The 17,586-nt window shown below is 63.5% G+C and carries 20 protein-coding genes, 1 other RNA gene and 1 pseudogene; 6 read left to right on the top strand and 16 right to left on the bottom strand.

Annotated elements, in window-relative coordinates; genetic code table 11:
• Positions 1 to 5 precede the first annotated feature (5 nt).
• Positions 6 to 482, top strand: coding sequence for a DUF305 domain-containing protein (locus V8352_RS08810; protein WP_336423908.1), 477 nt, complete (start codon positions 6 to 8; stop codon positions 480 to 482).
• A gap of 11 nt (positions 483 to 493) precedes the next feature.
• On the top strand, positions 494 to 1,252 hold the full coding sequence (locus tag V8352_RS08805; RefSeq protein ID WP_336423907.1) for a MauE/DoxX family redox-associated membrane protein: 759 nt from the start codon (positions 494 to 496) through the stop codon (positions 1,250 to 1,252).
• Between the two features lie 63 nt (positions 1,253 to 1,315).
• Here V8352_RS08805 and V8352_RS08800 read toward each other — a convergent pair whose 3' ends face one another.
• The 5 genes from V8352_RS08800 to V8352_RS08780 form a co-directional block, all read right to left on the bottom strand.
• Positions 1,316 to 1,882: a 5-formyltetrahydrofolate cyclo-ligase gene (locus V8352_RS08800; protein ID WP_336423906.1), complete on the bottom strand. Its 567-nt coding sequence runs from the start codon at positions 1,880 to 1,882 to the stop codon at positions 1,316 to 1,318.
• A complete protein-coding gene (mgtE, locus tag V8352_RS08795; RefSeq protein ID WP_336423905.1) occupies positions 1,879 to 3,279 on the bottom strand; it encodes a magnesium transporter in 1,401 nt (466 codons plus the stop codon). The genes V8352_RS08800 and mgtE overlap by 4 nt, the downstream gene beginning before the upstream one ends.
• A gap of 232 nt (positions 3,280 to 3,511) precedes the next feature.
• Positions 3,512 to 3,988 carry a CAP domain-containing protein gene (locus V8352_RS08790; protein ID WP_336423904.1) on the bottom strand — a complete coding sequence of 159 codons (477 nt, stop codon included), beginning with the start codon at positions 3,986 to 3,988 and terminating at the stop codon, positions 3,512 to 3,514.
• Positions 3,989 to 4,099: 111 nt separating this feature from the next.
• Complete coding sequence (locus V8352_RS08785) at positions 4,100 to 4,918, bottom strand: inositol monophosphatase family protein (RefSeq protein WP_336423903.1); 819 nt, start codon at positions 4,916 to 4,918, stop codon at positions 4,100 to 4,102.
• Positions 4,919 to 5,083: 165 nt separating this feature from the next.
• Positions 5,084 to 5,464 (bottom strand): helix-turn-helix domain-containing protein, encoded by a 381-nt coding sequence (locus V8352_RS08780; RefSeq protein ID WP_336423902.1) that lies wholly within the window; start codon positions 5,462 to 5,464, stop codon positions 5,084 to 5,086.
• Positions 5,465 to 5,806: 342 nt separating this feature from the next.
• On the opposite strand from V8352_RS08780, the gene V8352_RS08775 reads away from it, so the two are divergent.
• Positions 5,807 to 6,769: an NADPH:quinone oxidoreductase family protein gene (locus tag V8352_RS08775; RefSeq protein ID WP_336423957.1), complete on the top strand. Its 963-nt coding sequence runs from the start codon at positions 5,807 to 5,809 to the stop codon at positions 6,767 to 6,769.
• 43 nt (positions 6,770 to 6,812) lie between these two features.
• On the opposite strand, the gene V8352_RS08770 is transcribed toward V8352_RS08775, so the two are convergent.
• Complete coding sequence (locus V8352_RS08770; protein ID WP_336423901.1) at positions 6,813 to 7,682, bottom strand: LysR family transcriptional regulator; 870 nt, start codon at positions 7,680 to 7,682, stop codon at positions 6,813 to 6,815.
• A 126-nt stretch (positions 7,683 to 7,808) separates the two neighbouring features.
• On the opposite strand from V8352_RS08770, the gene V8352_RS08765 reads away from it, so the two are divergent.
• Both V8352_RS08765 and V8352_RS08760 read left to right on the top strand, forming a co-directional pair.
• Positions 7,809 to 8,021, top strand: coding sequence for a DUF1127 domain-containing protein (locus V8352_RS08765; protein ID WP_336423900.1), 213 nt, complete (start codon positions 7,809 to 7,811; stop codon positions 8,019 to 8,021).
• Between the two features lie 166 nt (positions 8,022 to 8,187).
• Entirely contained in the window at positions 8,188 to 8,907 is a 720-nt protein-coding gene (locus V8352_RS08760) for a Bax inhibitor-1/YccA family protein (RefSeq protein WP_336423899.1), read from the top strand.
• Between the two features lie 100 nt (positions 8,908 to 9,007).
• On the opposite strand, the gene V8352_RS08755 is transcribed toward V8352_RS08760, so the two are convergent.
• From V8352_RS08755 to V8352_RS08720, 8 genes are all read right to left on the bottom strand, one after another.
• Positions 9,008 to 9,493, bottom strand: coding sequence for a VOC family protein (locus V8352_RS08755; protein ID WP_336423898.1), 486 nt, complete (start codon positions 9,491 to 9,493; stop codon positions 9,008 to 9,010).
• Between the two features lie 200 nt (positions 9,494 to 9,693).
• Complete coding sequence (rpmG, locus tag V8352_RS08750; protein WP_007204264.1) at positions 9,694 to 9,861, bottom strand: 50S ribosomal protein L33; 168 nt, start codon at positions 9,859 to 9,861, stop codon at positions 9,694 to 9,696.
• Between the two features lie 223 nt (positions 9,862 to 10,084).
• An RNA gene (rnpB, locus tag V8352_RS08745) (RNase P RNA component class A) lies at positions 10,085 to 10,496 on the bottom strand.
• A 12-nt stretch (positions 10,497 to 10,508) separates the two neighbouring features.
• Complete coding sequence (locus tag V8352_RS08740; protein WP_336423897.1) at positions 10,509 to 11,288, bottom strand: N-acetylmuramoyl-L-alanine amidase; 780 nt, start codon at positions 11,286 to 11,288, stop codon at positions 10,509 to 10,511.
• A complete protein-coding gene (locus V8352_RS08735; RefSeq protein ID WP_336423896.1) occupies positions 11,249 to 11,995 on the bottom strand; it encodes a hypothetical protein in 747 nt (248 codons plus the stop codon). Before V8352_RS08735 ends, V8352_RS08740 begins: the two co-directional genes overlap by 40 nt.
• A gap of 48 nt (positions 11,996 to 12,043) precedes the next feature.
• Positions 12,044 to 13,531, bottom strand: coding sequence for an Asp-tRNA(Asn)/Glu-tRNA(Gln) amidotransferase subunit GatA (gatA, locus tag V8352_RS08730; RefSeq protein WP_336423895.1), 1,488 nt, complete (start codon positions 13,529 to 13,531; stop codon positions 12,044 to 12,046).
• The gene (gatC, locus tag V8352_RS08725) at positions 13,531 to 13,818 is read right to left on the bottom strand and encodes an Asp-tRNA(Asn)/Glu-tRNA(Gln) amidotransferase subunit GatC (protein ID WP_336423894.1); all 288 of its coding nucleotides are present in this window, start codon (positions 13,816 to 13,818) and stop codon (positions 13,531 to 13,533) included. Before gatC ends, gatA begins: the two co-directional genes overlap by 1 nt.
• Before the next feature lie 33 nt (positions 13,819 to 13,851).
• A complete protein-coding gene (locus tag V8352_RS08720; protein WP_336423893.1) occupies positions 13,852 to 14,523 on the bottom strand; it encodes a ceramidase domain-containing protein in 672 nt (223 codons plus the stop codon).
• Positions 14,524 to 14,600: 77 nt separating this feature from the next.
• On the opposite strand from V8352_RS08720, the pseudogene V8352_RS08715 reads away from it, so the two are divergent.
• A pseudogene (locus tag V8352_RS08715) lies at positions 14,601 to 15,293 on the top strand (metal-dependent hydrolase).
• 61 nt (positions 15,294 to 15,354) lie between these two features.
• On the opposite strand, the gene V8352_RS08710 reads toward V8352_RS08715, so the two are convergent.
• On the bottom strand, positions 15,355 to 16,131 hold the full coding sequence (locus tag V8352_RS08710) for a DUF2189 domain-containing protein (protein ID WP_336423892.1): 777 nt from the start codon (positions 16,129 to 16,131) through the stop codon (positions 15,355 to 15,357).
• Between the two features lie 3 nt (positions 16,132 to 16,134).
• On the bottom strand, positions 16,135 to 17,553 hold the full coding sequence (locus V8352_RS08705; protein WP_336423891.1) for an amidase: 1,419 nt from the start codon (positions 17,551 to 17,553) through the stop codon (positions 16,135 to 16,137).
• Between the last annotated feature and the right edge of the window lie 33 nt (positions 17,554 to 17,586).

The following is a 17,586-nucleotide window of genomic DNA, read 5'->3' as shown; positions in this document are numbered from 1 at the left end:
TATTCATGTCCTACTGGCGCTTTTTCGCCATGATCGCCACATCCACCGTGGTGATGTTTGGTTTGATGTATCTTAACACCTACGCGCTCGATCATGTGTTTTTCAGCGAAACGCGCAGCTACATGGCGCTCTACATGGGGGCTGCGATGGCGATCATCATGCTGAGCTTCATGCTGGGCATGTATCGCAATCGCACGGCGAATATCGCCATATTCGCCGGCAGCGCCCTCGTCTTTGCCCTGTCGCTTTTTCTGGTGCGCAGCCAGGCGACGGTCGCCGATACGTCATGGATGCGCGCCATGATCCCGCATCACTCCATCGCGATCCTGACCAGCGAGCGGGCGGATATCTCGGACCCGCGCGTGCGCAAACTGGCAGACGACATCATTGAGGCGCAGCGCCTCGAGATCGCAGAGATGAAGGCGCTGATTGCCGATCTCGAAGGCGGGCCCGCCGCGACACCTGAAATTGACGGCAAATGAAGGAGCCTGAGATGCCCAGCGAAGACAGCACCAAAACCGCAAAGCTCTATCGCATGATGATGCCCGATCACACCTGCCCTTACGGTTTGAAGTCCAAGCATCTGCTGGAAAAGAACGGGTATGAGATCGAAGATCACCACCTGAAGACCCGCGAAGAAACCGATGCCTTTATGCAAGAGCATGACGTCAGCACAACGCCCCAGACCTTCATCGGGGGCGAACGGATCGGCGGATACGAGGAGTTGCGCATCCATTTCGGCCTCGACAAGCCAAAGGACGAGCAATCGGATACGTCCTACCGGCCCGTCATCGCGATTTTCTCGGTGGCGTTTCTGATGGCCTTGGGCCTGTCGTGGTATGCATTCGAGACCATCCTGACGCTTCAGGCCTTCCAATGGTTCATCGCCATATCCATGTGCTTTCTGGCGGTGCAAAAGTTGCAGGATATCGAGAGTTTCTCGACCATGTTCCTGAATTACGACCTGCTCGCCAAGCGCTGGGTGCCCTACGGCAAGGTCTATCCGTACGGCGAGGCCTTCGCCGGGATCGCCATGACGGCCTCGGCGCTGCTATGGCTCGCGGCGCCTGTGGCGATCATCATCGGCGGCATCGGGGCCGTGTCGGTCATCAAGGCAGTCTACGTCGACAAGCGCGAGTTGAAATGTGCCTGCGTCGGCGGCAACAGCAATGTGCCGCTCGGGTTCATCTCGCTGACGGAAAACATCATGATGCTGGGCATGGGTATTTGGATGCTCTTCAGGATATTCTAGCAGGCTCTAGGGGGTGGACAGCGCCACTTGGTGCGTGCGGCCTGCGCCGCGCACCAACCGGACTCAGCCGTTTGACAGCTCGATGATCTCCGCCTCGGTCACAATCATGTCGAGCGGTTGATCCGTCGGCTCCAGCGGCAAATCCCCGGCCTCCTGCGCCGAATAGGCATAGCCGATGGCCAATACCGGGCCTTGCGTGCGCAACCCTTCGAGCGTGCGGTCGTAAAAGCCCCCGCCATAGCCCAGCCGCCCGCCCCGTCGATCGAAGGCAACAAGCGGGACAATCATGATTTGCGGCGTGATGAAGTCATCCACTTCGGGGATACGCGCCCCGAACGGCCCGGTTTTTAGTGCGCAGCCCGGCGTCCAGCGCGAAAAGCGCAGCGGCAGACCCGCACCCATGATGACCGGCAGGCAGACCGGGCCATGCGCCGCCGCCTCCTCCATCGCGGGGAGCGGATCAATCTCGGTCCGGATCGGCATGTAGCCCGAAAGCGGCGCGCCCCGGTATCCTGCCAATACTTCGGACAGATGCCCCGCAGGCGCAGGCGGTCGCGCCTCATGCGCGGCCTTGCGCCGGGCAAAAGCGGCGCGGCGGGCGGCGTCCTTGATCTCGGCCAGATCGCTCATAGCAGGAACAGAGCCGCAAGACCGAGGAACGCCAGAAAGCCGACGACATCGGTAACAGTTGTCACGAACGCGCCCGAGGCCAGCGCCGGATCAACGCCCGCCTTTTCCAACAGCACCGGGATGCCGGTCCCTGCCAACCCCGCGATCACGAGGTTGATGACCATGGCCGCGCCGATGACATAGCCCAGCGCGGGCGAGCCGAACCAGACGACGCCGATCACCCCCATGACAACGGCAAAGATCACCCCGTTGATGAGGCCCACCGTCACCTCGCGCCGGATCACGCGCCAGACGTTCGAGCCGGTCAGATCGCGCGTCGCAATCGCGCGCACCGAGACGGTCAGGCTCTGCGTGCCCGCATTGCCGCCCATCGACGCCACGATGGGCATGAGAACCGCCAGCGCCACGAATTGCGATATCGTCGCCTCGAACTGAGCAATCACCAGTGACGCCAGAATCGCCGTCACCAGATTGACTGCGAGCCACGGAAAGCGCTGGCGCGTCGTATCGATGAAGTTGTCGTTCAGCCCGCCTTCGCCGACACCGGCGAGGCGCAGGATGTCTTCCTCGTGCTCCTCGTCCAGAACGGCCATCGCGTCGTCGATGGTGATGACACCGACGAGGCGTTCGTTCTCGTCGACGACGGGCGCCGAAATCAGGTGATACTGGTTGAACGCATAGGCGACATCGCCCTCGTATTGCGTCACCGGGATGACGTGGAACGTCTCCTCGACCAGACTTTGCAGCATGACTTCGCGGCGCGAGGACATCAGCTTGCCCAAGGTCACATTGCCGACGGGGTGCAGCTTGGGATCGACCAGGATGATGTGATAGAATTGCTCTGGCAGATCGGTCTGATCCCGCATGAAATCAATGGCTTCGCCGACATTCCAGTGCTCGGGCGCCATCACGACCTCGCGCTGCATCAGACGGCCTGCGGAGTATTCGGGATAGGTCAGGGACTGGCGCACCGCCACACGGTCGCTGTCCTCGAGCACCTCAAGGATCGCGTTCTGCTGATCGTCCTCCAGGTCCTCGACGAGGTCCACGACATCATCGCTGTCAAGCTCGCGCACCGCATCGGCGAGGACTTCGGGGCTGAGGTAGTTCAGCACCTCCTCGCGGATCGACATGTCAAGTTCGGACAGGATATCGCCGTCGAACTCGTCGCCATAAAGCTCGATGATGCGGCGCCGGTCGAACGCATTGACCTGCTCGAGAAGGTCGGCGATGTCGGCCGGGTGCAGCGGCTCCATCTCGGCGATCAGCTGGGTGCGGTCCTCGTTGTCAACGGCGTGGATGATGCGCGCCGCGACATCGGGCTTCAACTCATAGGCGTCATCGCCGCGCTCTTCGTCGGCGAGGGGGGCATCCGGGGTCTGATCATGCTCGCTCATTTGGGCCTCTCGCTTGGTCGCCTGGGGTCGGATCGCTTGGGGTCGGATCGCCGCGGATCGCCTGCGAAGCTTTAGCCAAGCGCCGCAGGGAAAACAATGACAGCGCTGCCGTGAAGGGCGGTGTTTGGCCAGGCCTCAGGTCGCATTGCCGATGCACTGAATGCCCGTTGAGATCCCCCATGGATGGAAAATGTGTGGCGGGAATCGCTAGGACAGACGCGCGGTCGCCATGTCAGCAGCCGGGCCGGCCCACGACCATGACCCAGATGGCATCCTCATCCCGCACGAGGGCGAACTCACGCGCGCCCTCACTGAGGATGTTGCGGCGGTGGCCTGTCGAGCCCATCCAGCCCTCCATCACATGATCGAGGTTGGCCTGCCCCTTGGCAATATTCTCGGCAATGAAGCAAAAGCCGTATCCAGCGGCGCGCGCGCGGTCCCCGACCCCCGACCCGTCCGAGCCGGTATGGCTGAAAAATCCGTTGCGCTGCATATCCTGCGCATGGGCATCGGCGGCGCGTGTCAGGGCGGGACTGACGGTCAACGGCGCCAGACCATGACGCTGTCGAATGTCGGCCACGGTGGCCTGCGCCGCGGCACCCATGTCCTCGCCACTACGGGCGGGCGACGGAACCGCCGCAAGCAGGCACAGACAGGCAAAGAATACGCAGGCAGACAGGACGAGGCGCATGGGTGGGATATGGACCATCGGGGGCGGCTCCGAGTGAGGCGTGGATCTGGGCGCGACGTTAACCGTCTGGGCGGAAGTTCGCCAGCCCTAGTGAAGGCACGGCCACAATGCGCAATATCCCCCTCCTTGTCACAGGACCTGCGAGAGGATTTCCAGCGCCGCCTCATGCTGCTGAGCGCTGGCGGCGGCGACAACGCGTCCCCCGTCATGGGCCGGGCCGCCTTGCCAGTCGGTCACGATCCCGCCCGCAGCCTCGATGACGGCAATCGGTGCGCAGATGTCATATGAATTGAGCCCCGCCTCGATCACGAGATCGATCTGGCCAAGAGCCAGGAGCGCATAGGCGTAGCAATCATAGCCATAGCGCACCATGCGGGCCGCTTCCGCGATGCGGGCGAAGGCCGCGCCCTCCTCCGGCGTGCCGACAGCGGGAAAAGTCGTCATCACGGTCGCCTCGGCCAAGGGGCGCGCCGGGCGCGCCCGCAAGTCGCGCGCGCCCATCGGGCCGCGCATCCCGGCACGGCCCAATCCGCCCTCGAACCGCTCGGCTGTGTAAGGCTGGTCAATCAGGCCATAGATCGGACCATTTGCATCCGTCACCCCGATCAGGACGCCCCAAGTGGGCGTTCCCGAGATGAAGCCGCGCGTGCCATCAATCGGATCCAGAACCCAGGTCAGGTCACTTGTCCCGGCGCGGGGTCCGAACTCCTCTCCGAGGATGGCGTCCGCAGGGCGCATCTGCGCCAGAACATCGCGCATTGCCAGCTCGGCGGCGCGGTCCGCGACGGTTACGGGGTCAAAGGCACCCTCGCTCCTGGCACCGGGCACATGCTTGTCCTGCGTCCCAAGGCTGTCGAGCCTGAAGTGAGGCAGGATTGCGCTGCGGGCAACATCGGCCGCTGCATGCGCCGCGCTGATGATGCCTTCGATGTCATGCTTGTCTCGCATTGAATTGCCGTCCCGGTTGCCGCCGCCTCTGACGTGCAGGACTAGGCGCAAGCGCCGCGTGCCACAAGGCCGGCCTGCCATGCAAACCGGGCCGAGCCTTCAAAAGAAATGAGATAGCAATGCAGCCCATTGCAATCACGTCACGCAATTACGCAGGCAACCTGATCAGGCGACGTCGCTGAGCACGCGTGCCAGATCGAACAGACGCCGCCTCTGGTTTTCCGGGATCGCATAGTAGGAGCGCACAAGATCCAGCGCTTCCTTGTCGCCAAGAAGATCCGCAGGCGTGTTGCGCGACGGTGTCTGCGCTGCATCTGCAGACTGACCCGCCTCGACGCCCTCAAAGAAGAACGCAACGTCCACTTCCATCGCCGCGGCGATATCCCACAGGCGCGACGCGCTGACACGGTTTGCGCCGGTTTCATACTTCTGGATCTGCTGGAACTTGATTCCAACGCTTTCGGCAAGCTGCTGCTGTGTCATACCGACCAGCCAGCGGCGGTGCCTGATCCGCTTTCCAACATGAACGTCAACGAGATGGGGCATCTTTGAAATCCTTTGACAACGGGATGACCAGTAAATGCCCGGACACCAACTAGACCATTTTCGCGCAGTTATGCCGCTGAAAGCGCTCGTCAACCCAAGCATTATCCGGCATTTGATAATGGACAAAGATTAACACTCCGCGACCAATACACAAGAAAATTAATACGCGCTAGGATGTTTGATCAAATTTTAATCAATTAGAGCGCGAGCGCGCGCCTCTCCCGAACCATGATCGCATGGCCGCGCAAATTGACACGTCCAGCCGCGATCCGCTAGATCGACGCGACGCAGATAACTTGAACCGCGACACGGGCTGCATTGCAAGGAAACCACGACATGACCATGCGCGCACATCGCGTCACATCGTTCGATACGCCCCCCGCGCTCGAAACGCTGGAGCGGCCCCGGCCCGGCCCCGGCCAGATCGGGGTGCGCATCCACGCCTGCGGCCTCAATTTCGCTGATCTTCTGATGATGCAGGGCAAGTATCAGGACACGCCTGCCCTGCCGTTCACACTCGGGATGGAGGTTTCGGGGATCGTCGATGCGCTTGGGGACGGCGTGGATGCCTTTGCCCCCGGCATGCGGGTGGCCGTCTATGGCGGTCAGGGCGGGCTTGCCGAGTATGGCTGCTTTGATGCCACGCGCGCTGTGGCACTGCCGGATACGATGACGCATGAGGCCGCTGCCGCATTCCAGATCGCCTATGGCACCTCGCATCTGGCGCTGGCGCACCGCGCGCAGCTCAAGCCGGGCGAGACGCTTCTGGTGCTGGGCGCGGCGGGCGGCGTGGGCCTGACGGCGGTCGAAATCGGCCACGCAATGGGCGCGCGTGTGATCGCCTGCGCGCGCGGCGCGGCCAAGCTGGAGGCGGCGCGGGCCGCCGGGGCCGATCACCTGATCGACAGCGACACCGATGACATCCGCACCATCTGCAAGGACCTGGGCGGCGTCGATGTCGTCTATGACCCGGTCGGCGGCGATCAGTTCAAGGCGGCCTTTCGCGCCTGCCGCCCTGAGGCGCGTATCCTCACCATTGGATTCGCCAGCGGCAAGGTGCCGCAAATCCCGGCCAACCACCTGCTGGTCAAGAATCTGACCGTGATGGGCCTCTATTGGGGTGGCTACCTCACCTTTGCACCGGAAATCCTGACCGGATCACTGGCCACGCTGCTAAAATGGGCCGCCGAAGGGCGAATCGACCCGAAGGCCCATCACACCTATCCGCTGGACCGCGCCGCCGAAGCGCTGGAGCTGCTGCGCGCCCGCAAATCCACCGGCAAAGTCGTTGTCACAATGGCCTGACGCTCCAGCGTGATCCGGCCAGATCCGGGCCGATCCGGCGCGCTCAGGACACAGCCGCCAGCGCGGGCGCGCCAAAGCCCTGCCGCACCACGTTGGCAAGCTGCGCCACCAGCTCGTTGCGGGGCGCGGTCGCGCCATACATATTGATCCGCTGCAATCCCAGATCCGGCAGTCCCGCATTTTGCGGCACCGCCTCAAGCAGATGCGGCGCGGTCCCCTCCAGCATTGTCGTCACGGCCAGATCGGCGCTGACCGTGGCCTCGATGGCGCCGTCGGAGTTGGAATCGATCGCGCTCTCCCACGGGATCAGCGCGTCATCCAGCAGGCGGATCGCATTGGGCCGAAACAGGCAGTTGCGGCAATTGGCGATCCTGAGGGGCCGCTGCTTCCACGCGGTGCCGCCGGGCGCGCCGTAGAACCGCAGCGGCACTTCGGCCAGCGTCTCGCCGCCCTTCCCCAATCCCGTCTCGGTCGTAAGGATGAGGTCGATTTCGCCCTTGCCGTGGGACTCCATCAAAAGGCTCGAATAAAGCGAGCTCAGATGCACCCGGACGCGAGGAAAGGCGGCATTGAACTGCTTGAGCACGCGGGGAATCACCGGATGGATGATGTCATGGGGCACGCCAAACGTCACCTCGCCCTCCCAGACCTGATCGGTCAGACGGCCCACCACCTCGTCATTCAGCGCGACGAGGCGGCGCGCATAGCCCAGCATCTGCTCGCCCGATGGGGTCAGCGCAATGCCCCGGCCCGTGCGGTCGAGCAAGCCCAGACCCAGCAGATCCTCCAGCCGCTTGAGCTGCATCGAGACGGCCGATTGCGTGAGGTTCAGCACCTGCGCTGCGCGCGTCACGCCGCCCTGATCGGCGACCGCAACGAAAGAGCGCAGCGTCGTCATGTCAAGATTTCTCATTCATCACCATCCTTGATGCTCAGCAGCAAAAACATTCATTTTCAATATTGATCATAATCAGGCAGACACATCAACAGACGAAATGATTCACCGCCAATTCATCACAGGACACAAAGGAGTAGAATAATGACAGCCCTCACTCACACCCGCACCACCCCCGTCCGGCACGCGCCGCGCCTCGCGACTGTCATCGCCCTTTACCGCTCGCGCCGCGCGTTGGCGTCCCTGGACGATACTGCGCTGGCTGATATCGGCCTGACCGCCGCCGAGGCACGCGCAGAATCCCGTCGCGCGTTTTGGGACATGCCCCGCGCCTGGCGCGCCCTGCGCTGCGGCTGAGAGGCAAACCTGCATGGAAAGGGATTGCCACAGCTTCAAGGTGCGGCAATCCGCCTAAATTCTTCGCCAAGTCCCTGACCGAAAAACCTTGAAAAGCCCCCCCCAACAACCGATATTGTTTGCAAAGCCCCAAAATCGGGGTCCAGCTTGGAACACGGAGGCTTAGATGGCTGAATTTGATACGATCCGGACAGCGGGCGGAACCCGCACAGCCGCGATCGACGAGGGCCTGCGCGCCCATATGAATAAAGTGTATGGCACCATGTCCGTGGGCATGCTGCTGACATTCCTGACCGCATGGGCGGTGGGCAACAACGCCTACATGATGGAGACACTCTTTACCGGCATCACGCGCTGGATCGTCATGTTTGCACCGCTGATCATGGTCTTCGCCTTTGGTGCCGTCATCAACAAGCTGTCGGCAGCCGCCGCGCAGCTTTTCTTCTACGCGTTCGCGGCCGTGATGGGCGTGTCGATCAGCTACATTTTCGTCGTCTTCACCGACTTCTCGATTGCTCAGGTGTTCCTGACGACGTCGATCGCTTTTGCGGGTCTGTCGCTCTGGGGCTACACCACCAAGAAAGATATCTCCGCTTGGGGCAGCTTCCTGATCATGGGCGTGATTGGCCTGATCGTGGCGTCGATCATCAACATCTTCCTCGGCTCGCCGGCGATAATGTTCGCGATCTCGATCATCGGCCTGCTGATCTTTGCGGGTCTGACCGCATACGACACGCAGTCGATCAAGAATGAGTATCTGGAGCATGCCCACCATGGCGACAGCGAATGGATGGGCAAGTCGGCAATCATGGGCGCGCTGCGCCTCTACCTCGACTTCATCAACATGTTCATGTTCCTGCTGCAATTGATGGGCAACCGCGAATAAGCTTCGCCACATGAACCAATGACAAGGCCGCCCTGAAAGGGGCGGCCTTTTTCATGGTCAGGCGTCAGTCTTGGCGCCAGCAGGTCAGCTTCCCCGTATTCTACTCCGCCAGCAGCGCATCGATGTCCAGCGGCCGGTTTGTCATCACCAACGATCCATCGGGGCTGCGCGGCCATTCCGTCTCTGGCCGGTCCCGATAAAGCTCGATGCCGTTGCCATCAGGGTCATCAAGATAAACCGCCTCACTGACCCCATGATCGGCTGCGCCGCTCAAGACATGGCCCGCCGCCCTGACGCGCGCTATCGCCTGCCCCAACGCCTTGCGATCCGGCAGCACGAAGGCCACGTGGAAAAGCCCTGTGTGCCCATGCGGCGGTGGTGTGGCACCTGCGCTATGCCAGACATTCAGCCCCAGGTGATGGTGATATCCATCAAAAGACATGAACGCAGCCTTGTCGCCGAAGCGCGCGGTCACATGCATGCCGATGATATCGCGGTAGAACGCGACAGATCGCTCCAAATCGGACACCTTGAGATGTGCGTGCCCGACATGCGCGCCCTTTATGCCTTGATGAACCCCGGACATGGTAACTCTCCTGATTGCGCGAGGCCGGTCTGCCCCGCTTTGACAAGCTAAGCACCGGCCACCTGCCAAACAATTGTATCCCTGCGCACAGATGCTGTGCGCCCGGCCAGATCGCAACTCAACCAAAGCATCCACGCCACAACGAAAAAACCGCGCTGAGGCCAGCGCGGTTTCTACAACTTCAAAAGGTGGGGCAGATCTTACTTGATCTTGCCTTCCTTGTACTCGACGTGCTTGCGCACGACGGGATCATACTTCTTGATCGCCATCTTTTCCGTCATCGTGCGGGCGTTTTTCTTGGTCACATAGAAGTGGCCCGTGCCCGCGGTCGAATTCAGGCGGATCTTGATTGTGGTCGGCTTCGCCATTTGTCATCTCCTGCGCCGGGCAGCCCGGCTGCCGGTAATTCAATTTCCTGCCTTTTACCCTCCCGGGCCGCCGAGTCAACCGCATAAGGGCAGATAGGCAGGGCGCTGCCCCGGTTTTTTCTTGGGCAAACCCCCAAATCCTGTCCAGCGCGACCCGGACCATCGGACGGGACCGAAAACCAGCCCCGAATGCGCCATTCATGTCGCCAAGTCCGAGGCCAAATTGCGCGGAGGGCCTGTAAGCCGGATTCTGTCCAGAGCGGGCCTAAGCCCACCCCTGGATGACCATTCATCTAAAGACGGTGTCGCCACCGCCCCTTTGGCTGCCAACCCGGACCGCCGGGCCAAGACGTGCCTGCGGGCGGTATCGGCATGGCCGACCTGCCCCGCGCGCGGTCCCTATTTGGCATTGCTCCCGGTGGGGCTTGCCGTGCCGGCGCTGTTGCCAGCCCCGCGGTGGGCTCTTACCCCACCGTTTCACCCTTACGCCCGACGTGTCGAACGCGGTCTGTTTTCTGTGGCGCTTTCCCTCGGGTTACCCCGGCCGGGCGTTACCCGGCACCGTTGTCTTGTGGAGTCCGGACTTTCCTCCCCGGCAGGCTCGCACCTGCCAAAGCGGCCATCCGGCCCTCCGCGCAGTGCTGCACCTAAGCGTCCGCGTCCCCCCGGTCAACGCCAAAGCGCGCAGCGATGTCGGCCAGCACGGATATATCGCGCGCCGACAGCGGCCCGCGCGCCCACGGACGCCAGCGCAGGCGCAAGGCCGCCAGCACATCGGCATCTGAAAACTCGGCGCCATAGCCCACCTTTGAGGCCAGTCTGCGAAATACCTCAGACGATGCGGCTCCATCCGGCTCAGGCTCAGCATCCGGCCAGACGGCCAAGCCCTGCAAGGCCAATCGTCGCCAGTCGAAGTGCGGACCGGGATCATCCTTGCGGTCAGGCGCGATGTCCGAATGCCCGATGACATTTTCGGGCAAGATCTCCCAGCGGCCCATGATGCCGCCCATCAGCCCTTCGAGCGCGCGCATCTGCGGCTCGGCAAAGGGGTGTGTGCCACGGCTGGCCAGTTCAATCCCGATCGAGCGTGAATTGACGTCGGCCTTGCCGCGCCAACTGCCTCGCCCTGCATGCCAGGCACGCGCAACCTCATCCACCATCTGCCACAGGCGCCCATCCTCGGCGATGAGGTAGTGGCACGACACCTCGGCTGAGGCGTCGCACAGCCGCTCCAGCGCCTCCTCAGCGCTGCGCATCTTTGTAAAATGGATCAGCAGGATCTCGGGGCGCAATCCGCCGCGCCGGTCCCCGAAGTTCGGAGATGGGTGCCACTCGGCCCCGCCCTCGCCCGTCACGGTCCGCGCGACACCCCCCGTCACCGGCAGGATCAGCCGCCGGCTGCACGCCGGAAGGGGCGCGGATCCCATGCGCAGGCAAAACCATCGCCGTCGGGGTCAAGGCCAAGGCGATCCCGCTCGGGGCCGCCACGCGCCAGAAAATCAATCTGCGCCAGATCCGGGCCGGAATAAACCGCGCAATTACGCTCGAACTTGGACTGCTTGTTCAACCCGACCCGGCGATAGAGCTGTTTTCCAGGCGCATGAGTGGTGCTGATCGCATAGGCAACGATGTTAGGGCCCTCGCTGCCTGTACGGCTGGGCAAGGCCTGGACCGTCGCGAGCTGATATTGCTGGCTCTGCGCGGCCACACGTGCGGCGTCATCCTCGATCGTGCGCCGTGAGCTGACTTCGTCGAAGTTGTTCTCGACGGAAATACCGGCGCTATTGGTGATCGGCGCGGAAGGGTTGCCCGGCGTCGCCAGATCGCCGGTGCTGCCCGAATTGGCCGAAAGATCGCTCGGCCCCGTACCCAGCGCGGCGCGCGTCTGCGCGGCAATATCGTCGCTGTCATCACTGTCGGCGCTCATGGCGCCGCCGGTGCCATCAAGCGGACTGGCCGAAACCGGGTCGGGTGCCGTCAATGCACCTCCCGCAAGTTCGGCATCGCGGCGCGCCTGATATTCCGAATAATCCCCAAAACCGACGCCAGCACCGTTGTCAGGCCCGCTTTCGGGGATGGATGTGCCGCATGCGGCAAGCGCCGTAAGGGCCGCCATGATAAAGGGAAGTCGCATGTTCACATTCGCCTCGTTATTGGGCGGCGGACAGCCGCCAGCCGGGGGTTACCACCATTTGCCGGGCTTTGCCACAAATCCGGCAGACCGTTCGAGCGCGTAGGCGCAATTCAGCAGATCGCCTTCCTCCCACGGGCGCCCGATCAGTTGCAGGCCCAGCGGCAGGCCGTTTGCATCCTGCCCGGCTGGTACGGAAACGCCCGGAAGGCCCGCAAGGTTCACCGTTACGGTAAAAACATCGTTGAGATACATCTGCACCGGGTCGGCATTGGCCATCTCGCCCAGACCAAACGCGGCGCTGGGTGTGGCCGGGGTCAGAATCGCATCGACACCAGCCTCGAACACCTGCTCAAAATCGCGCTTGATCAGCGTGCGCACCTTGCGGGCGCGGTTGTAATAGGCGTCATAAAAGCCCGCGCTCAGCACGTAGGTGCCGACCATCACGCGGCGCTGCACCTCGGCACCAAAGCCTTCGGCGCGGGTTTTCTCATACATCTCGGTGATGCCGTCGCCGGGGGCCAGCTTGGCCCGGTGGCCATAGCGCACCCCGTCATAGCGCGCGAGGTTCGACGACGCCTCAGCGGGCGCAATGACGTAATAGGCGGGCAGCGCGTATTTGGTATGCGGCAACGAGATGTCGCGCAGCTCGGCGCCCGCATCCTCGAGCATGGCACGGCCCTCCGCCCAGAGGGTTTCAATCTCGGCGGGCATGCCCTCCATGCGGTATTCGCGCGGAATGCCGATCACCTTGCCCTTGATGTTACCGGTCAGCATCGCCTCGAAATCGGGCACCGGCAAGTCGGCGCTGGTGCTGTCCTTGGGGTCATGGCTGCACATCGCGCTCAGCATGATGGCCGAGTCTCGCACCGTCTTGGTCATCGGCCCCGCCTGATCAAGGCTTGAGGCGAAGGCGACGACGCCCCAGCGCGAGCACCGCCCATAGGTGGGCTTGATGCCGGTGATGCCGGTAAATGCCGCAGGCTGGCGGATCGAGCCGCCCGTGTCGGTGCCCGTCGCGCCAAGGCACAGATCGGCGGCCACGGCCGCTGCCGATCCGCCGGAGGAGCCGCCGGGCGTCAACGGTGTGTCCTCATTCCCGCGGCGCCACGGGTTCACGGCCCCGCCATAGACGCTTGTCTCATTGGACGAGCCCATGGCGAATTCATCCATGTTCAGCTTGCCCAGCATGACCGCACCCGCATCCCAAAGGTTCTGCGTGACGGTCGATTCGTATTCGGGCGTGAACCCCTTGAGGATGCCACTGCCCGCCTGGCTGGGCACCCCGCGCGTGCAGAAAAGATCCTTGATACCCAGCGGGATGCCGCACATCGCGGGGGCATCACCCGCCTTGAGGCGCGTATCGGCGGCGGCGGCCATATCCCGCGCCTGCTGGGGCGTGTCATGCACGAACGCATTGAGTGCGCCCGCGCCCTCAATCGCGGTCAGGCATGCCTCGGTCAGCTCGGCGCTGGTCACATCACCCCTGCGCAGGGCGTCACGGGCATCGGCAATCGTCAGAGCATTGAGATCGGTCATCATTCCACCACCTTCGGCACGGCAAAGAAGCCCTCGCGCGCATCGGGCGCATTCGACAGAACCTTGGCTTGCTGGTTGCCGTCCGTGACCTCATCGGCACGGCGCGGCAGGCGCATGGGCGTGACCGAGACCATCGGCTCGACGCCGTCCACGTCGACCTCGCCCAGTTGCTCGATAAAGCCGAGGATGGTGTTGAACTCATCCGCCAAGGCAGGCAGCGCGTCCTCTTCGACGCGGATGCGCGCCAGCTTGGCCACGCGGGCGGCGGTTTCAAGGTCGATGGACATGGCGCAAACTCCGCTCGTTTCTTGGCTTTGCGTTTAGCGCCCGGCGCCCTCGCGTGCAAGCATGTGGCGGGTGTAAACCTCGATCATCCACGCGAGCATCAGCGCATTGAGCAGGTGCCACAGGAAATGGGTGCCAAGCGGCCACACCCCACAGAGCGGCGCGTCGAGCGCGCGCGCCGTGATCGACAGACTCAGTAGCACGCCCCCCGCCACCAGCCCCGACGCCGTGCGCGGTGCGCGGGCGCTCAGGGCGGCCCCATAGCCAAAGATCGCCAGCGGCAGCGCAGCATAAGCAGCCGATCCGCCGATCAGCGGCGCGAAAAGCGCCGAGACGGCCATCGCGAAGGGGATGAACGCAAGTGCCCCAAGAAGCGACACCGCCCGGCCCCAGCCGAAAAATGCGCGATGCGCTGCATAGAGATACACCAGCGTAAAGGCACCGATGGGCACGACATCCAGCAGTGCGGCCCAAACCTGCGCCGCCGTATGGAACAGCAGGCTGCCGATACCGATCATGGCCAAACACAGCACAAGCAGCCACGCCAGCCGCAGATCCGCGCCCTCGCGCCCCGCAACATGCAGACGGCGCGCCATCACCACCGCCGCCAGCAGAAAAGCAAGGTTCGTCGCCGCATTCACCGGCTCGGCCCAGAGGCCCGTGCCCATCCGCTCGCAATAGCCGTCGATCTGGCGCGTCCAGTCCACCCCGGTTGCCTCCCTTTCCTGCTTTCCTCCGCGCACTGCGCAGCTACACTGATGCTGGGTAACTTAGGAGAATAGACATGAAAATCATCTGGCTCGGACACAGTTCTTTTCGGATCGAATGGGCCGGGCAGGTCCTGCTGATCGACCCATGGCTGAACGGCAATCCGATGCTGCCCGAAGAGCATCACAAGGCCGCGACCGAAGGCGCAACCCATATCCTGCTGACCCATGCCCATTTCGACCACGCGAGCGACACGCTCGATCTGGCGCGCAAGCTGGACGTGCCCGTCGTCGGCCAGTTTGACCTGATGGGCTATTGGGAAGAGCATTAAGGCATTGCAACCATCGGCTTCAACAAGGGCGGCACCGTCGATCTGGGGGGCGTGCGCGTCACCATGGTCCATGCGACCCATTCCAGCAGCTTTGCCGGCAAGGATGGCCCCCATGTGCCGGGCAGCGAATGCGGCTTCATGATCGAGGCCGAGGGGCGCACCATCTACGTCAGCGGTGATACCGACGTGATGGCTGACATGAAGGTGTTTCAGGATCTGCACGCGCCCGAGATCGGCATCCTCTGCGCGGGCGGCCATTTCACCATGGACATGCGCCGCGCCGCCTATGCGGCCAAGACGTTCTTTGATTTCAAGACGGTGATTCCCTGCCACTACCGCACGTTCGACGCGCTGGAGCAGTCGGCCGAGACGCTGATCGCCGCCCTGCCCGGCACCCGCGTCATCGAGCCGAAAGTCATGGAGGCGCTCGACCTTTGAGGCCCGGATTTTTCTGGCCATTGCCGCGCGCGCAGATCTGCGCGCGCGGCGCTCGGTCTGCTCAGTCTGCCTTCAATCCCGCATAGATGTGCCAGGACGCGTGGCCCAGCCACGGCAGCGCCACCAGAAGTCCGAAAAACGCAGGGATCATCGCAAGCACCAGCACGATTGCGATGAACGCGGCCCAGCCCAGCATGACCCAAGGATGGGCCAGAACCATCTGGGTGCTGCGCGCCGTTGCGGTGATGCAATCCACCTCGCGGTCCAGCAGCAAAGGCAGGCCGAGCACGCAGATGGAGTAAAGAAACAGCGCAAACCCCGCCCCGATGGCCGAACCGAAGGCCAGCATCATCAGGCCGTCCACGCTCAGGAAAACCTCACCCGAAGTCATGATGTTCGTCATCGGCTTGAGGCCGAGGAAAAGCGCAAAAATCATGTGACCCAGAAAGAACCAGAAGAGCAGCATCACCATCATCAGCGCGCAGAGCATCGGCAGGTGGCGTCCGCGCTCATGCCAGAGGGCATGAAGGACGCGGCCCACCGATGGCCTCTCACCCAGACCGAGGAGGCGCGATACCTCATAGGTACCCAAGGCCGCGAAAGGTGCCACAAGCGGAAAGCCGAACACCCCCAGCACCAGCCAGAACGTATGCCCCGCCCAGACCGTGAGGGCGGTCATCCCCCACCCTGCCGCAAGGCACAAAGCCGAGACGATCAGGCCAAAGGCAGGCGCGGCGCGAAAATCCTGCCAGCCAGCGGCCAGCGCGGCGCGCAGCAGCGCCGGCGACGGGCTGCGCAAGGGCGGCACCCCGTGCGCGCGCTCGATCGCGGTCGCCAAATCTCAGCCCTCCGCGATGGGCGGCGGGCGGCGATGTGACCAGCCCGTCGCGCCATGCCATTGCTGCGCCAGCCGCAAGAGCGCCGCATCGCTGCCACGCGGCCCGATCAACTGAAGGCCCGCAGGCAGCCCCTGCGCGCCAAAGCCGATCGGCACGTTGACCACCGGCAGACCGATCAGCCCCGCGGGAACGACCACCTGCATCCAGCGGTGATAGGTGTCCATATCGCGCCCGGCGACCTTCTCCGGATAGGTCCAGCTAACGTCGAAGGGCCAAAGCTGCGCTGAGGGCAGCACCAGCACATCGAAGCTCTCGAAGAGCGCGCTCGCGCGGCGGAACCATTGCGAGCGCTCCTCGCTCGCGCGCTGCACATCACAGGCCTGCATGACCAGACCGCGCTCGATTTCCCAAAGGGCCGCGGGCTTCAGATAGGGGCGCTTGTCCTCCTGAAGGTAGATGGGGCCCAGATTTCCCACGACCGCGAACGAGCGCAGATCGCACCATGAGCGCCAGATCATTTCGGCATCGAACGGTGCGGGCAGCGTCTCGATCCGGTGGCCCAGATCTGCCATCTGGGCCAGTGCCGCCTCGGAGATCTCGGTGATCCCGTCCTCGTAAGGCAGCGCACCACCCCAATCGCCCAGCCAGCCGATTCGCAGCCCGTCCGGCGCCTCGTCGATCCCGACCAGTGTCTTGGCCCCTTCGATGCTGAGCGGTTGGCGCGGATCCCGGCCCGTCATCGTATCGAGAAGCGCCGCCATATCCGCAGGGCTGCGCGCCATCGGGCCCGCCGTGGACAGCTGATGCAGGAACATGTCGCCCGCTGGTTCACCCGGCACGGTCCCCCAGGTGGGACGCATGCCAAAGACATTGTTCCACCCGGCCGGGTTGCGCAGGCTGCCCATCATGTCCGAGCCATCCGCGACCGTCAGCATCCCCGTTGCCAGCGCCGCCGCCGCACCGCCAGACGATCCTCCGGCCGAGCGCTCCAGATCGTAGGGGTTGCGCGTTGCCCCATGCACCGGGTTGAACGTGTGCGACCCCAGACCGAACTCGGGCGTGTTGGTCTTGCCAATGATGATCGCGCCCGCCGCGCGCAGGCGCGCGACCATGATGTCGTCGGCCTGTGCGATCTGCCCCGCAAAAAGCGGTGATCCCATCGAGGTGGGCAGACCCGCCGCATTCGCCAGATCCTTGATCGCAATGGGCATGCCATGCAGCCAACCGCTGCGCGGCGCCGCATCGGCAGCGCGCGCCTCCTCCCGCAAGCGGCCTGCATCGCGCAAGCTGACAATCGCATTCACCTGCGGATTGACCGCATCGATCCGCTCCAAGGTGGCATCCATCAGCTCAAGCGCCGACAGATCCCCCCGCTCAAGCGCCGCAGATTGGGCGCGTGCATCCATGCTCAGAATATCCATGGCGCAATATGGCCATGCAGAAAGGTCTGGCAC

The organism is Roseovarius sp. D0-M9, assembly GCF_037083805.1.
In the GTDB taxonomy this organism is placed as follows: domain Bacteria; phylum Pseudomonadota; class Alphaproteobacteria; order Rhodobacterales; family Rhodobacteraceae; genus Roseovarius.
Note: the sequence above shows the minus strand (reverse complement) of the source record. Positions and strands in the feature narration are given on the sequence as shown.